General features: G+C 72.8%; 16 protein-coding genes. 5 read left to right on the top strand and 11 right to left on the bottom strand.

Going from position 1 to position 15,249, the window contains the following annotated elements:
* Positions 1 to 111 precede the first annotated feature (111 nt).
* A complete protein-coding gene (locus tag ACWEPL_RS62435; protein ID WP_452442346.1) occupies positions 112 to 510 on the top strand; it encodes a helix-turn-helix domain-containing protein in 399 nt (132 codons plus the stop codon).
* 27 nt (positions 511 to 537) lie between these two features.
* On the opposite strand, the gene ACWEPL_RS62430 is transcribed toward ACWEPL_RS62435, so the two are convergent.
* The 3 genes from ACWEPL_RS62430 to ACWEPL_RS62420 form a co-directional block, all read right to left on the bottom strand.
* Positions 538 to 888, bottom strand: coding sequence for a VOC family protein (locus ACWEPL_RS62430; RefSeq protein WP_452442345.1), 351 nt, complete (start codon positions 886 to 888; stop codon positions 538 to 540).
* A 376-nt stretch (positions 889 to 1,264) separates the two neighbouring features.
* Positions 1,265 to 2,689 (bottom strand): NADP-dependent phosphogluconate dehydrogenase, encoded by a 1,425-nt coding sequence (gene gndA, locus ACWEPL_RS62425; protein ID WP_452442344.1) that lies wholly within the window; start codon positions 2,687 to 2,689, stop codon positions 1,265 to 1,267.
* Positions 2,690 to 2,752: 63 nt separating this feature from the next.
* Positions 2,753 to 3,445 (bottom strand): HAD family hydrolase, encoded by a 693-nt coding sequence (locus ACWEPL_RS62420; RefSeq protein WP_452442343.1) that lies wholly within the window; start codon positions 3,443 to 3,445, stop codon positions 2,753 to 2,755.
* Positions 3,446 to 3,469: 24 nt separating this feature from the next.
* Between ACWEPL_RS62420 and ACWEPL_RS62415 the strand changes: the two genes are divergently transcribed.
* From ACWEPL_RS62415 to ACWEPL_RS62405, 3 genes are all read left to right on the top strand, one after another.
* A complete protein-coding gene (locus ACWEPL_RS62415) occupies positions 3,470 to 4,108 on the top strand; it encodes an SDR family oxidoreductase (protein ID WP_452442342.1) in 639 nt (212 codons plus the stop codon).
* Positions 4,105 to 5,148 carry an aldo/keto reductase gene (locus tag ACWEPL_RS62410; RefSeq protein ID WP_452442341.1) on the top strand — a complete coding sequence of 348 codons (1,044 nt, stop codon included), beginning with the start codon at positions 4,105 to 4,107 and terminating at the stop codon, positions 5,146 to 5,148. Before ACWEPL_RS62415 ends, ACWEPL_RS62410 begins: the two co-directional genes overlap by 4 nt.
* A gap of 82 nt (positions 5,149 to 5,230) precedes the next feature.
* Complete coding sequence (locus tag ACWEPL_RS62405) at positions 5,231 to 7,714, top strand: ATP-dependent Clp protease ATP-binding subunit (protein ID WP_452442340.1); 2,484 nt, start codon at positions 5,231 to 5,233, stop codon at positions 7,712 to 7,714.
* A 132-nt stretch (positions 7,715 to 7,846) separates the two neighbouring features.
* Here ACWEPL_RS62405 and ptsP read toward each other — a convergent pair whose 3' ends face one another.
* Genes ptsP through ACWEPL_RS62365 form a run of 8 tightly spaced genes read right to left on the bottom strand, consistent with a single transcriptional unit; the run spans position 7,847 to position 14,331 of the window.
* The gene (gene ptsP / locus ACWEPL_RS62400; protein ID WP_452442339.1) at positions 7,847 to 9,457 is read right to left on the bottom strand and encodes a phosphoenolpyruvate--protein phosphotransferase; all 1,611 of its coding nucleotides are present in this window, start codon (positions 9,455 to 9,457) and stop codon (positions 7,847 to 7,849) included.
* A complete protein-coding gene (locus ACWEPL_RS62395; protein ID WP_449896482.1) occupies positions 9,450 to 9,731 on the bottom strand; it encodes an HPr family phosphocarrier protein in 282 nt (93 codons plus the stop codon). Before ACWEPL_RS62395 ends, ptsP begins: the two co-directional genes overlap by 8 nt.
* A gap of 10 nt (positions 9,732 to 9,741) precedes the next feature.
* Complete coding sequence (locus ACWEPL_RS62390) at positions 9,742 to 10,746, bottom strand: zinc-dependent dehydrogenase (RefSeq protein WP_350734785.1); 1,005 nt, start codon at positions 10,744 to 10,746, stop codon at positions 9,742 to 9,744.
* Positions 10,743 to 11,171, bottom strand: a complete 429-nt coding sequence (locus tag ACWEPL_RS62385) for a PTS sugar transporter subunit IIA (protein ID WP_363968849.1) — start codon at positions 11,169 to 11,171, stop codon at positions 10,743 to 10,745. The genes ACWEPL_RS62390 and ACWEPL_RS62385 overlap by 4 nt, the downstream gene beginning before the upstream one ends.
* A complete protein-coding gene (locus tag ACWEPL_RS62380; RefSeq protein WP_225963163.1) occupies positions 11,164 to 11,472 on the bottom strand; it encodes a PTS lactose transporter subunit IIB in 309 nt (102 codons plus the stop codon). The genes ACWEPL_RS62385 and ACWEPL_RS62380 overlap by 8 nt, the downstream gene beginning before the upstream one ends.
* A 2-nt stretch (positions 11,473 to 11,474) precedes the next feature.
* A complete protein-coding gene (locus tag ACWEPL_RS62375) occupies positions 11,475 to 12,584 on the bottom strand; it encodes a PTS mannitol transporter subunit IICB (protein ID WP_350734782.1) in 1,110 nt (369 codons plus the stop codon).
* A gap of 32 nt (positions 12,585 to 12,616) precedes the next feature.
* Positions 12,617 to 13,573 (bottom strand): 1-phosphofructokinase, encoded by a 957-nt coding sequence (pfkB, locus tag ACWEPL_RS62370; RefSeq protein WP_452442338.1) that lies wholly within the window; start codon positions 13,571 to 13,573, stop codon positions 12,617 to 12,619.
* Positions 13,570 to 14,331: a DeoR/GlpR family DNA-binding transcription regulator gene (locus tag ACWEPL_RS62365; protein WP_350734778.1), complete on the bottom strand. Its 762-nt coding sequence runs from the start codon at positions 14,329 to 14,331 to the stop codon at positions 13,570 to 13,572. Before ACWEPL_RS62365 ends, pfkB begins: the two co-directional genes overlap by 4 nt.
* A gap of 88 nt (positions 14,332 to 14,419) precedes the next feature.
* On the opposite strand from ACWEPL_RS62365, the gene ACWEPL_RS62360 reads away from it, so the two are divergent.
* A partial coding sequence (locus ACWEPL_RS62360) for a hypothetical protein (protein ID WP_452442337.1) occupies positions 14,420 to 15,249 on the top strand: 830 nt, incomplete at its 3' end.

Below are 15,249 nucleotides of genomic sequence, written 5' to 3'. Positions count from 1 at the left end.
CGCGAGAGCGCGCGAGTTGCTGGAGCGTAAGGGGTACGACACGCGCGACACCGTGCTCGCCTGCTACGGAGGGGTCGGGGTTCAGCGGCGAGCGACGCCGGGGTTGGCGGCGTGGGAGGAGCCGACACCAGTGCGGCCAAGGGGAGCGCCTCCCGGGGCGGCGGTGGGCCGAGGTCCGGGGCGGTGATCGCCGACGCCGCCCGGGAGGCCATCGCCGCCGATCATCCGGCGGCCGGTGGGCTGATGACGCTGGCCGAGCTCCTGGCCGTCTCGCCGTACCAGCTCAGCCGGGCGTTCACCCGGGAGCTGGGCGTCTCCCTGACCTACTACCGCAATCGCGTGCGCGTGGGCCGGGCGCTCGACCGGCTGGAGGACGGCGAGCCGAGCCTGGCCGGGCTGGCCGCCGACCTCGGGTTCGCCGACCAGGCCCACCTCACCCGTACGATCCGCCACCACGTCGGCCACACCCCGACCGCCCTGCGCCGCCTGCTCACCCCCCGCACTCCCTGAACGAGAGCGCGAGGGACACCGGACGAGTCAGCCGCCCATGACGCAGAAGGGGTGGCCTTCGGGGTCGAGGAGCACGGTCCAGTCGCCGCCGCCCGGCTGGAAGTCGGGCACGGTGGCGCCGAGATCGGCCAGTTCTTTCATGGCGGCCCCGACGTCGGGGACCGTGAAGTCGAGGTGCGCGTGCTTGCCGCTGTCCGGCCAGGCCGGGCCCCGGTAGCCGTCGATCCGCTGGAAACCGACCGAGACCGGGCCGCCCTCGAGGCTGACGAAGTCGGGGTCACCCGGGGTGATCCGCCAGCCGGTGGCCTGGGCGTAGAAGGACGCCAGGGCGGCGGGGTCGGCGCAGTCGATGACGATGGAGGTAAGTGTCGCTGTCATGCGCCCAGCCTCCCGGGGACCGGGCGTCCGGGTCTTGAACATCCTTGCGCCACCGCCCATCACCGCCACCCGCACATCGACCGCCACCGCATCTGGCCGAAACCGCATCGACCGCCCCCGACGTGACCGCCAGACCCCCGAGACGCTCCCTGAAATGGCTGCCACACCCCCGAGACGGCCCCCCGAGACGGCCGCCACACCCCCGAGGCGCCCCCCGAGCAGGCCGCCGCCCACCGGCGCGGTCGCCGCGTGTCAGTGGCGGTGCGGCCGGAGGGCGGATGGTTGGGCCGGCGGGTGGCGTGGCCGCCGGGGCTCCGGGGCTCCGGTCCGGCGTGGGCGGCGGTCCGGCGTGGGTGGCGGCGGCGTTGGGTGCGGGTCAGGCCGGGTGTTCGGTGCGGTCGCCGGACCAGTCCGTGTGGAAGGAGCCCTCCTTGTCCACCCGGCGGTAGGTGTGCGCGCCGAAGAAGTCGCGCAGCCCCTGGACCAGCGCGGCCGGGAGGCGGTCGCGCCGCAGGCCGTCGTAGTAGGCCAGCGCCGACGAGAAGCCGGGCGTGGGCACGCCGATCTGCACCGCCGTCGTCACCACGCGCCGCCAGGCCTCCTGCCCCGCGTCCAGCGCGGCCGCGAAGGTCGGGTCGGCCAGGAGCGTCGGCAGGGCCGGGTTGGCGTCGTACGCGGCCCGGATCCGGTCCAGGAACTTGGCCCGGATGATGCACCCGCCGCGCCAGATCGTGGCCATGGCCCCCAGGTCGACGTCCCAGCCGTACTCACGGGAGGCGGCGGCCATCTGGTCGAAGCCCTGCGCGTACGCGACGATCTTGGACGCGTACAGGGCCTGCCGCACGTCCTCCACCAGCTCGCTCCCCCCGACCCCGGAAAGGCCGGGACCCTGCAGGGACGCGGCGGCGGCGCGCTGCTCCGGGTGGCCGGACAGGGCGCGGGCGAAGGTCGCCTCGGCGATGCCCGTCACCGGCACGCCCAGGTCGAGCGCGCTCTGCACGGTCCACCGGCCGGTGCCCTTCTGCTCGGCCTGGTCCACCACGACGTCCACGAACGGCCGGCCCGTCTCGGCGTCCACCTGGTCGAGCACCTCGGCGGTGATCTCGATCAGGTACGAGTCCAGCTCGCCCCGGTTCCACTCGCGGAACACCGAGGCCAGCTCCGTCGGAGTCGCGCCCAGGGCCTGGCGCAGCAGGTCGTACGACTCGGCGATGAGCTGCATGTCCGAATACTCGATGCCGTTGTGGACCATTTTCACGAAATGTCCGGCACCGTCGGGGCCGACGTGGACGCAGCACGGCACCCCGTCCACCTTGGCCGAGATGTCCTGCAGGATCGGGCCGAGCGCCTCCCACGACTCCTTCGAGCCGCCCGGCATGATGCTGGGCCCGTTCAGCGCGCCTTCCTCGCCGCCCGAGATGCCGGTGCCGACGAAGTGCAGGCCGCGCTCGCGCAGCGCCGCCTCGCGCCGCCGGGTGTCGTCGAAGTGCGCGTTGCCGCCGTCGACGATCATGTCGCCCGGTTCCATCAGGTCGGCGAGCTGGTCGATCACCGCGTCGGTGCCCGCCCCCGCCTTCACCATGATGATCGCCCGGCGTGGCCGCTTCAGCGAGGCCACGAAGGCGGCCAGGTCCTCGGACGGGACGAACGTGCCCTCCCCGCCGAACTCCTTGACCAGCTGCTGCGTGCGCCCATATGTGCGGTTGTGCACGGCTACCGCGTATCCGTGCCTGGCCAGGTTGCGGGCCAGGTTGCGCCCCATGGTGGCCAGGCCGGTGACGCCGATGTCTGCCAAGTCCATCTCAAGCTCCTTTGTGGGGGATACGCATGATCCAGCTCGGTGGTTCCAGGGGATATTCCAGCATCAGTCGGACTGTCGGACGCCCAGCTCGTCGAGCCTGTCCAGCATGTCAGCCGGATCGGTGTAGACCCTGAAGGCGCCGGCGCGTTCGAGCTCGTCCCTGCCGTACCCACCGGACTGCAGCCCGATGCCCAGCGCGCCGGCCCGGCGGGCGGCGAGCAGGTCCCAGACGCTGTCGCCCACCACCATGGCATGCGCGGGGTCCACCCGGACCAGTGCCGCACCGGCCAGGAACAGGTCGGGGTCCGGCTTCGCCCGGCGCACCATGTCACGCGTGATCATCGGGGTGTCCTCCGGCAGGCCCAGCATGCCCAGCGCGAGCCGCGCCGTGCGGGCGTACCCGCTGGTGGCGATCGCCCACGGCACGCCGCGCGAGGAGAGCTCCGACAGCAGCTCCGTCGCGCCGGGCAGCGGCCGTACGGAGTGGACCTGCTGCTCGTAGGCCTCCATGTGCGTGGTCTGCAACTGTTCGATCTGCTCCCGCGTCAGCTTCAGCCCGGTCTCGCGCAGCAGGGCGCTGACGAACAGCCCGCCGCTCATGCCGATGCGCCGGTGGATCCGCCACACCGACAGGTCGATCCCCATGCTCGACAACGCCTGCCGCCATGCGATGACGTGCTGGTAAACGCTGTCTATCAGGGTGCCGTCCAGGTCGAACAGGAATGCCGGCGTCGGGGCCTCCGGAAACTCGCTCATGGGTCCATGACACCATGAGGGACTATGCGGATCATCATCGCGGGTGGTCACGGGAAGATCGCCCTGCTTCTGGAGGAGCGGCTCAAGTCCGGCGCGGTCGGCATCGTGCGCAATCCCACGCATGTCGCCGACATCGAGGCCACCGGAGCCGAGGCCGTGGTGTGCGACCTGGAGCGGGCGACCGTCGAAGAGGTGGCGGCGATCGCCGAGGGCGCCGACGCGGTGGTCTTCGCGGCCGGAGCCGGTCCCGGCAGCGGCGCGGCCCGCAAGGACACCGTGGACCGCGCCGCGTCCGTGCTGCTGGCCGACGCCGCCGAGCGCGCGGGTGTGCGGCGGTTCATCCAGGTCTCCTCCATGGGCGCGGGCAGAGCGCCGCAGGGTGGCGACGAGGTCTGGGCCGCGTACATCACGGCCAAGACCGAGGCCGAGGAGGACCTGCGCGCCCGCGACCTCGACTGGACGATCCTGCGGCCCGGACGGCTGACCGACGAGCCCGGCACGGGCCTGGTGCGGCTGGCCCCCGAGGTCCCGCCGGGGGCGGTGCCCCGTGACGACGTGGCCGCCGTCATCGCGGCCCTGCTCGAAGCCCCCGGTACGGCCCGCAGGACCCTGGAACTCGTCTCCGGGGACACTCCCATCAAGACCGCCATTGGGACAGAGTGAATTCTGTGACTGAATATCGCGTACTTGGACGTACTGGACTCAAGGTAAGCCCGCTCTGCCTGGGAGCGATGATGTTCGGCGGGTGGGGTGAATCCGACCCCGCGGAGTGCGCCAGGATCATCGACCGCGCGCTCGACTCGGGGATCAACTTCATCGACACCGCCGACGTCTACGCCCAGGGCCAGTCGGAGGAGTTCGTCGGCCAGGCGCTCGCCAAGTCGGGCAGACGCGACGACGTGGTGCTGGCCACCAAGGTCCACGGCGCCATGGGCGAGGGCCCCAACAAGGGGGGCAACTCCCGCCGCTGGATCATCCAGGAGGTCGAGAACAGCCTGCGCCGCCTCGGCACCGACTGGATCGACCTCTACCAGATCCACCGGCCCGACCCGGCCACCGACATCGAGGAGACCCTCGGCGCGCTCACCGACCTCGTACGGCAGGGCAAGGTCCGCTACATCGGCAGCTCCACCTTCCCCGCCCACCAGATCGTCGAGGCCCAGTGGGCGGCGGAGCGGCGCTCGCTCGAGCGGTTCGTGTGCGAGCAGCCGCCGTACTCGCTGCTCGCCCGCGGCATCGAGGCCGACATGCTGCCCGTGGCCGAGAAGTACGGCATGGGCGTCATCGTGTGGAGCCCGCTGGCCGGCGGCTGGCTGAGCGGCCGCTACCGCAAGGGGCAGGAGCAGCCGCAGACGCGCAGGGCGTCCCGGCTGCCCGAGCGGTACGACCTGACCAAGGAGGTCAACCAGCGCAAGCTGGACGCCGTCGAGCAGCTCGCCGTGCTGGCCGAGGAGGCGGGCGTCACGCTGGTCGAGCTGGCGATCGCGTTCACGATCAGGCACCGGGCGGTGACGTCGGCCATCATCGGGCCGCGCACCATGGAACACCTGGAGGGCCAGCTCACGGCCGCCGATGTGCGGCTGACGGATGACGTGCTCGACAGGATCGACGAGATCGTCCCGCCGGGCGTCACGCTCAACCCCGCCGACCGGGGCTGGCAGCCGCCGGAGCTGGGCGACGCGGGCCTGCGCCGACGTCCCTGACCTGGCCCGAGGCTTTGCCTGACGCTGGGTGTGACGTTCGGCGTACGCGGTAGGGGTCCCCCGAATCGAGGGGGGACATGCGATGTCGTTTTTCGGTGGGGACCCGTTCAGAGGGTTCGAGGAGCTCACGGGCCGGGTGTTCGGCGGCATGGAATCCTGGCCGCCTACCCGGCCCGGCGTGCAGCGGGTGGACGTCGGCCGGCTGCTGTCCGCCTCGGCGAGGGAGGTCCTGGCGCGGGCCATGGACGCCGCCGGTCAGCGCGGCGCGTCCGACCTGGACGTGCTCGACATCCTCGACGCCCTGACGGAGGACGACGCCATCCGCAACACGCTGCGCACGGCCGGGGTGGACGTGGGCCGGGTGCGCGACCGCATCGACGAGATGGCCGGGCCGGGCGAGGCCGGCGAGCCGCCCGCCACGCTCTCACCGGCCGCCAAGAGGGCCATCCTCGACGCCCAGCGGATCTCGCGTGCGCTGCGGTCGTCGTACATCGGGCCCGAGCACCTGCTGCTCGCGATCGCCGCGCGCCCCGACTCCGGCGCCGCCCGGATCCTCCAGGACGAGGGCGTCTCCGCCAACGAGTTGCAGGAGGCCATGACGGCCGTCCCGCGCCGGACCGACGGCGAGCCGCGCCGCCAGAGCGACACACCGACGCTCGACGAGTACGGCAGGGACATGACCGAGGAGGCCAGGCAGGGCAGGCTCGACCCGGTCGTCGGCCGCGAGGAGGAGATCGAGCAGGCCATCGAGGTGCTCTCGCGCCGCACCAAGAACAACCCGTGCCTGATCGGCGAGCCGGGCGTCGGCAAGACCGCGATCGTCGAGGGCATCGCCCAGCGCATCGTGAACAACAGCGTCCCCGACACGCTGAAGGACCGGCGCGTCGTCGGCCTCGACCTGACCGGCATGGTGGCCGGGACGAAGTACCGCGGCGAGTTCGAGGAGCGCATCAAGAAGGTCATCGACGAGGTGCGCGCGCACTCCGACGAGATCATCGTCTTCATCGACGAGGTCCACAACCTGGTCGGCGCGGGCGCCGCCGAAGGCGCCATGGACGCGGCCAACATCCTCAAGCCCGCCCTGGCCCGCGGCGAACTGCACATCATCGCGGCCACCACGATCGACGAGTACCGCAAGAACATCGAGAAGGACGCCGCGCTCGAACGCCGCTTCCAGCCCATCCTGGTCGCCGAGCCGAGCGTGGAGGAGACGGTCGAGATCCTGGCCGGGCTGCGGGACGCGTACGAGGCGCACCACCAGGTCCGCATCACCGACGAGGCGCTCGACGCGGCCGCGACCCTGTCCGACCGCTACATCTCCGACCGGTTCCTGCCGGACAAGGCCATCGACCTCATGGACCAGGCCTCCGCCCGGGTGCGGCTGCGCTCGCGCACGCCCGGCGCCGACGTACGGGAGCTGGAGGAACGGCTCGACGCGCTGCGCCGGGACAAGGACCAGGCCGTCTCCGCCGAGGACTTCGACCGCGCCAAGGACCTCACCACGCAGATCGACAAGATCAGGCCGGAGGTCGAACGCGCCCGGCACGGCACGGACAGCGTGCCCCTGGTCACGGTCGAGGACATCGCCGAGATCGTCTCCCGCCGCACCGGCATCCCGGTCACCCAGCTCACCCAGCAGGAGCGCGAGCGCCTGATGCGGCTGGAGGAGCACCTGCACGAGCGCGTGATCGGCCAGGAGGAGGCGGTCACCGCCATCGCCGAGGCCGTACGCCGGGCGCGGGCGGGCCTGAAGGACCCGAACCGCCCGATCGGCAGCTTCCTGTTCCTCGGCCCGACGGGGGTCGGCAAGACGGAGCTGGCCAGGGCGCTCGCCGCGGCGCTGTTCGGCGGCGAGGACCACATGGTGCGCATCGACATGAGCGAGTTCCAGGAGCGGCACACGGTCTCCCGCCTCATCGGCGCGCCGCCCGGATACGTCGGGTACGAAGAGGCCGGTCAGCTCACCGAGGCCGTCCGCCGCCGCCCGCACGGCGTGATCCTGCTGGACGAGATCGAGAAGGCCCACCCGGACGTCATGAACATCCTGCTGCAGATGCTCGACGACGGCCGCCTCACCGACGGCCAGGGCCGCACGGTGGACTTCACCAACACGATCGTCATCATGACCAGCAACATCGGCGCCCAGCTCATCCTGGACTCGCCGGGCGACGTCAAGGAGCTCGAGGACCGGCTCATGGACCTGCTGCGGCACTCGCTCCGGCCGGAGCTACTCAACCGCATCGACGAGACGATCATCTTCAAGCGGCTGGAGAAGGAACAGCTGCGCCAGATCGTGGACCTGATGCTGGAGCGCACCCGGCAGCGGCTGCGCGGGCAGGGCGTCACGCTGGAGGTCACGGACGCGGCCAAGGACTGGCTGGCCGAGCGCGGCTACCAGCCGGAGTTCGGGGCCCGGCCGCTGCGCCGCACGGTGCAGCGGGAGGTGGACAACCGGCTGGCCACGATGCTGCTGACCGGGGAGATCGAGGAGGGGGGCCGGGTGACGGTGGACGTCGAGGACGATCACCTCGCCTTCCGCGCCACCGCCGCGCAGCCGACCCCCTGACCGCCGCGACCCCGCGGCCCGCCGCACGTGGCTGGTGTCCTTTGAGGGAGCCGAAAGGAGGCGGGCGGCCGCACGCGCGTCGCGGCATCATGCGAACGCGCGCCGAGGGCCCCTGGGGGAGCCCGGGCGCGGTCAGGCGAGGGCGGCCGCGGCGCGTTCGCGGCAGTCGGCCAGCGTGAGGTCCGCCAGGGCCTCGCGTACGGCGGGGACGCACACCGGGGCCATGGACAGGCTGGTCACGCCGAGCCCCACCAGCAGGGGCGCGAGCAGCGGGTCTCCGGCCGCCTCCCCGCACACCCCGACCGGCTTGCCCGCCTCCTGCCCCGCGGCGGCGCACATGGCGATCAGCTCCAGCAGCGCGGGCTGGCGCGGGTCGAGCAGGTCGGCGAGGGCGGAGTGCTGGCGGTCGGCGGCGAAGGTGTACTGGGCCAGGTCGTTGGTGCCGATGCTGAGGAAGTCCATCTCCCGCAGCAGCCGCCCGGCCCGCAGCGCCGCCGCCGGGACCTCGATCATCGCGCCCACCCTGGCGATGCCCCTGGCGCGGGCGCGCCGCGCGAACCCGGTCGCCTCCGCCGTCGTGGTGACCATGGGCGCCATCACCCACGCCTCGGCGCCCGTCTTGCGGGCCGCCTCGGCGATGGCGTCGAGCTGGGTGTCCAGGACGTCCGGCAGCAGCCGGTCGACGCGCAGGCCGCGCACGCCGAGGGCAGGGTTCGGCTCGCCGGGCAGGCCGAGGAAGGGCAGGGGCTTGTCGGTGCCCGCGTCGAGCGTCCGCACGATCACGCTCTCCGCCTGGGCGAACACCTCGGCGTACGCGGCCACCTGCTCCTCGAACGACGGCGCCATCGTACGGTCCAGGAACAGGAACTCCGTCCTGAACAGCCCGACCCCCTCGGCGCCCGGCCGCAGGTCCCCGGCCGAGCCGATGTTGAGCAGCAGCTTCACCGGATGGCCGTCCGCCGTCCGGCCCGGGCCCCGGCCGGCCGCCAGCCTGGCCCGCTCCGCGCGGTCGGCCTCCTGGACCTCGGCCGCCTCCCGCTCGGTGAGGCCGACGGCGAGCTCGCCGGTGCGGCCGTCCACGCCGACCACGGTGCCGTCCGGGACGTCCATGATCCCCTTGCAGGCCACCACGGCGGGCAGGCCCCGGCCGCGGGCCAGGATCGCGGTGTGGCTCGTCGGCCCGCCCCGCTCGGTCACCAGCGCCAGCACGTCCGGGCCCAGGCCCGCGGTGTCGGCGGGGGAGAGGTCCTCGGCCACCAGCACGTACGGGTGGCCGGGGGAGGGGAGCCCCGGCATGGGGAGGCCGAGCGCGAACGCCACGGCCCGGTGCTTGAGGTCGTCGAGGTCGGCGGCCCGCTCGGCCAGGTAGCCGCCGAGCGCGGCCAGCGTGTCCCGGTGCTGCGCGAAGGCCGCGTCCAGCGCGTGGGCGGCGTCCATGCCCTCCTGGGCCCGGCCCTGGGCGTCCTCCAGCAGCATCGGGTCGTCGGCGATCATCGCCAGCGCCTCGAGGATGTCCGCCGCCTCCCCTGAGGCGCCGGCGGCGCGCCGGGTGAGGTCCGCGGCGACCGCCTCCAGGGCGGCGGCGACGGCGGCCGACTCGGCGGCGGGGTCGGCGACCGGCCGCGGCGGGGGCAGCGTCGGAGGGGCGGCCATCCGCATCGTCGGCCCCGCCGCCCGCCCCTGGCTGACCCCGAGGCCGGTCAGCAGCCCGCCCGAACCGGAGAAGGCGGGCCGGTCAGGCATCGAGGGCCTCTTCCGCGTCGAGGTCGCGCGAGAGCAGCGCCGCCAGCGAGTCCAGTGCCTCCTCCGCCCCCGGCCCGTCCGCCTCCAGCGTCACCTCCGTGCCGCGCACGGCCCCCAGCGACAGCACGCCGAGCATGCTCTTCGCCGGGACCGCCTTCTCCCCGAGCCGCACCGTCACCGGCACCCCCAGCCGCGCCGCCGCCTGCACGAACAGCTTGGCGGGCCGGGCGTGCAGGCCGCTGGCAGAGGCCACGATCACCGTTCGCTGTGCCATCCCGAACCTCCTAGGGCTCAATAGTGACCTTGATGGCCGCGCCCCTGCTGACGAGGTCGATCCCGTCGAGCACCCGGGGCAGCGGCAGCCGGTGGGTGATGAGGTCGGACACCACCACGTCCCCCGAGGCTACGAGCCGCAGCGCCTCGGCGTTGTGGGCCGGGCTGGAGCCGTTCGCGCCGACGATGGTCAGCTCGCGGTAGTGCACGAGGTTGGAGTCCAGGGTGACGAGCGGGTCGTCCTTGGGCAGGCCGCCGAAGAAGCTGATGCGCCCCTGCCGGGCCGCCATCCGTACCGCCTGCTCCTGCGCCGCACCCGAGGCCGCCGCCGTGATCACCACGTCGGCGCCGCGCCCGCCGGTCAGCTTGAACACCTGCTCGACCGGGTCGGCGTCGATCGCCGCGTCCGGGCGTACCAGCTCGGCGGCCATCGCCAGGCGCTGCGGGTTGACGTCCACGAGGAAGACGCGGGCGGCGCCGCGCGCCCGCGCGAGGCGTACGTGCAGGCAGCCGATCGGGCCCGCGCCCATCACCACCACGTCGTCACCCGCCCCCACGCGCGCCAGCGACTGCCCGTTGAGCACGCAGGCGAGGGGCTCGGCCACCGACGCCTCGGCGAAGCCGACGCCCGGCGGGATGGCGTTGACGCCGTTCACGGCCAGCACCTTGGCCGGGATCACCATGTACTCGGCGAAGCCGCCGTCGTAGTGGTAGCCCATCGACTCCTGGTTCGGGCAGACGGTCAGGCGGCCGCGCAGGCACTCCGGGCAGGCGCCGCACGGGATCGCGGCGATCACCTGCACCCGCTCGCCCGTGTCCACGACCTCGCCGGCGATCTCGTGGCCCATCACGCGCGGCGGCCTGATGTGGTGGTGCCCGAACTTGAGGATCTTGGCGTCCGTGCCGCACGTCGAGCAGTTCCGTACGCGGATCTTCAGCTCGCCGGGCCCGGCGACGGGCTCCGGCGCGTCCTCGATCCGGATGTCGCCGGGAGCATGGAATCTGGCGACTTTCACGCTGTGAGCTCCTTCATCACTTGTGAGACTTCGGTGGCCTCGCGCAGCGTCCTGGCGCGGTCGGGGTCGAGCAGGATCTCGGCCAGCGCCGCCAGCAGCGGCACGTGCCCGTCGTCCTTGGCCGCGATGCCGACGCAGAGCGTGACCTGCTCGCCGTCCCAGTCGATGCCGCCGGGGAAGCGCACCACGCAGATGGCGTCGCGCCGGACGTCCTCCTTGGAGGCGTTCGTCCCGTGGGGGATGGCCACGCCCTCGCCGACGTACGTGGAGATCGTCCGCTCCCGTTCGAGCATCGCCTCGATGTACGGCTCCGCGACCGCCCCCACCTCGACCAGCGCCCGCCCGCACCGGCGGATGGCCGCGGCGCGGTCGGGGGCGCTCTCGCTCAGCAGCACGGCCCGCGGGTCGAGCAGGCCGTCACGCATCGACCGTGCCGCCGTTCTTGATGGTGTTGACCAGCCGGGTCACCGCCGGGTCGCCGAGGAAGATCTGGAACGAGACCAGGACCTTCCCGGGGGCGGCGGCCCTGGCGCGGGCGGCCAGCCCGGCGTGGCACAGGACCACGTCGGCGTCGTCGGGGATGGAGTTGACGGGCGTGTGCTCGACGCTGACGCCGGTGTCCTTGAGCTGCTTGCGCAGCGTGGAGGCGAGCATCACGCTGCTGCCCATGCCCGCGTCGCAGGCCACGATGATCTTGTGAATGTCCTTGCTGTCGATGCCGGCCATGCTCACGCCTCCTTGGTGGCGGGTTCGGTGACGGTTTCCTGCGAGTCCGCGGACTCGTCCTTCTTCTCGCCCCGGCCGAAGCCGAGCAGGATCGCGGCGACGGCGAACGACACGCCCGTGGCCACGAGGATCCCCAGGCTGGAGCCGAGCCAACCGCCCTTCGGCGTGACCGCGATGTAGGCGAAGATGCTGCCCGGCGACGGCGTGGCGACCAGGCCCGCCCCGGTGACCATGAACGTGAACACGCCGGCCGCGCCGCCCGCGATGACCGCGAGGATGAGGCGGGGCTTCATGAGCACGTACGGGAAGTAGATCTCGTGGATGCCGCCGAAGAAGTGGATGATCATGGCGGCGGGCGTGCTCGGGCGCAACTCGCGCGGGCCGAACAGCAGGTACGCCAGCAGCAGCCCGAGGCCGGGTCCCGGGTTCGACTCCAGCATGAACAGGATCGACTTGCCCGTCTCCGCCGCCTGGGCGACGCCGAGCGGGCCGAGCACGCCGTGGTTGATGGCGTTGTTCAGGAACAGGACCTTGGCCGGCTCGATCAGCACGGAGGCGACGGGGAGCAGGTTGTGGCCGATGAGCCAGCTCACCGCGTTGCCGGCGGCGGTGGTGACCGTCTGGACGATCGGGCCGATGCCGAACATCCCGACCACGGCCATCGCGCCGCCCACGATGCCGGCGGAGAAGTTGTCCACGAGCATCTCGAAGCCGGCCTTGGTCCGCTGCTCCGTGAACTTGTCCACATATTTCAGGATCAAGGCGGTGAGCGGGCCGATGATCATGGCGCCGAGGAACATCGGAGAGTCCGTGCCCACCACGACGCCCATCACCGCCACCGCGCCCACGACCGCGCCGCGCTGCCCGTGCACCATCCGGCCACCGGTGTAGGCGATGAGGATCGGCAGCAGGGTCGAGATGATCGGGCCGACCATCTTCGCGAGCGTCTCGTTGGGCAGCCAGCCGGTCGGGATGAACAGCGCGGTGATCAGGCCCCAGGCGATGAACGCGCCGATGTTCGGCATGATCATGCCGGCCAGGTGGCCGCCGATGCGCTGGATGGTGGCCTTGACACCGGTTCCGGTGACCGGGGGAGTGTAACTGTCGGCCATGGACTTGCTCCTTCGGGGGGATGAGCAGTTGATCAGCCGCTGTGCGGGCCAAGGGGGGAGGTGAGGGGGCGGGACGGGTCGGGCGGGTGGACGGCGACGACGACGGGGTCGATGTCGGCGGGGCCGGGCATGCGGCTGCCGGGCAGGCGGACCGCCGCGGCGCCCCAGGCCAGCGCCCGTGCCAGGGCGTCGGGGCCGCGCCCGCCGCCGGCCAGGAAACCGGCCAGCATGGCGTCCCCGGCGCCGACGGAGCTGCGCGGCTCGGTGACGGCGGCCTCGCCGTACCAGATGCCCTGCTCCTCGACGAGCACCGCGCCGTCGGCGCCCAGGCTGGCCAGCACGGTACGCGCGCCCGCGGCCCGCAGCTTGCCGGCCGCCTCGACCACGTCGCCCAGGTGGCGGATGAGCATGCCGGTGGCGGCGGACAGCTCCTCGAGGTTCGGCTTGACCAGCGCGGGCGCGGCGCCGAGCGCGCACGCGAGCGCCGGGCCGCTGGTGTCGACGGCCATGTGGATGCCCGCCTCGGCGAACCTACGGCACAGCCGGGCGTAGACGTCGGCCGGGACCTCGGGCGGCAGGCTGCCCGAGGCGACCACCCAGTCGGCCTCGTGGGCGGCGTCGAGCACGGCGTCGGCGATCGTGTCCAGCTCCTCGGCCGACAGCGCCGTGCCGGGCTCGTTGATCTTGGTGATGGTGCCGTCGGGCTCGGCCAGGGTGACGTTCGACCTGGTCGGGCCGGCCACCGGGACGGTGACCATGTCGAGCCCCTCGGCCGCGAGGAGCCGTACGAGCTGCCGGCCCTCGTCGCCGCCGAACGGCACCACCGCCCGGCTCGCCACGGCGTTGGCCAGCAGGGCACGTGAGACGTTGACGCCCTTGCCGCCCGGGTCGAGGTGCGCGGCGGCGGCCCGGATGACGGCGCCCCGGTCGAGCGCGGCGATCTCGATGGTGCGGTCGAGGCTGGGGTTCAGGGTCAGGGTGAGGATCATGCCCGGATCACCTCCGGGCCCGCCGCCGCCAGGTCGGCGGCGAGCGCGACGTCCAGCCCGGTGTCGGTGATGAGCACGTCGATCTCGTCCAGGCCGGCGAACCTGGCCAGGTACGTGTTCGTGAACTTCGTGTGGTCGGCCAGCAGCACGCTGCGCTGGGCGGCCTTGACCATGGCCCGCTTGATCGCCGCCTCGGCCGGGTCGGGCGTGGTCAGGCCCCGGGCGAGCGAGCAGCCGTTGGCCGCCATGAAGGCCACGTCCACGTTGAGGTCGGCCAGCGGGCGCAGCGCCCAGTCGTCGACCGTGGCGAGCGTCTTGCCGCGCACCCGGCCGCCCAGCATGATCACGTGCAGGTTGGGGCGGGCGGCCAGGGCGGTGGCCAGCGGCGGCGAGTTCACCACGACGGTGAGCTCGCGGTCGGCGGGCAGCACCTTGACCAGCCGGCCCGTCGTGGTGCCCGCGTCGATGATCACGGAACCGTCCTCGGGCAGCTCGGCCAGCGCCGCCTTGGCGATGCGCTCCTTCTCGGCCGTCATCACCTCGTCGCGGGCGGCCAGCGCGGGCTCGAACCCGAGGCGCTCGACGGGGATGGCGCCCCCGTGCACCCGGCGCAGCACGCCCGCCCGCTCCAGCGACGTCAGGTCGCGGCGGATCGTCTCGGTGGTCACGTCGAGCTCGGCGGCCAGCGTCACCACGTCGACGCGGCCCGCGGCGCGCGCCCTCCGCAGGATCTCCTGGTGCCGCTCCTCGGCGTACATGATGTTGGTTCACCGCCGTTTCGGGTTGGTTTCATCTTTGTTTATACCCGCTTTGTTGGCCGGGTCAAGGCTTGGTAGGTATAGGCGAATGCGAAGCAAGCCCCTGGCCGCCGCGATGGCGGCCGTCCCCCTTGTCGTCGGGCTCGCCACGCCCGCCCAGGCGGCCCCGCGGGTGCCCGTGGGCACCACGGCGTCGTGGCTGGTGTTCGACCGGCAGGCGGGCAAGTTCGTGGCCACGCGTAACGCGCACCGGAAGTTCCGCTCGGCCTCGGTCGTCAAGATCCTCATCGCGATCGACTACCTGGAGCGGCGCAAGAGCGTGCCGGCCGCCGACGCGCGGCTGCTGAAGATCATGCTGCGCTCCAGCGACGACGACGCGGCCTCGGCGTTCTGGGACCGCGCCGGAAAGGGGCAGATCATCGTGCGGATGGCGCGCAAGCTCGGCCTGTCCGACACCGCGCCGCCGCCCGCCTCCAAGCCCGGCTTCTGGGGCTACACCTCGCTGAGCGCGTACGACATCGTGCGCACGTACCGCTACCTGCTCGACAGGGCCGAGCCCAGGGTCCGCGACATGATCCTGGGGCACCTGCGGCAGTCCACGCCGTGCGGGACCGACGGCTTCGACCAGACGTTCGGCATCCCCGGCGCGGTGCCCCGGCCGTGGGCGGTCAAGCAGGGCTGGTCGGGGTTCGGCGACACGCCGCCCACGCGGTGCTCCGGCGCCCGGGCGGTCGGGGCGCCCATCTCGTGGATCGCCCAGCGCGCCACCGGCTCGGGCGTGCCCGACTACGGCCGCCCGGTGCTGCACACGACGGGACTGGTGTCGCCAACGACATGCTCGGCAAGGTCACCAGGAAGCTCGGCGTGGACCAGCCCGAGCTGCGCGCGGCGCTCGCGGCCGGCCAGCTCGTGGGGCTG

This window comes from Nonomuraea sp. NPDC004186 (genome assembly GCF_053603495.1).
This window is presented reverse-complemented; position numbering and strand designations above follow the sequence as displayed.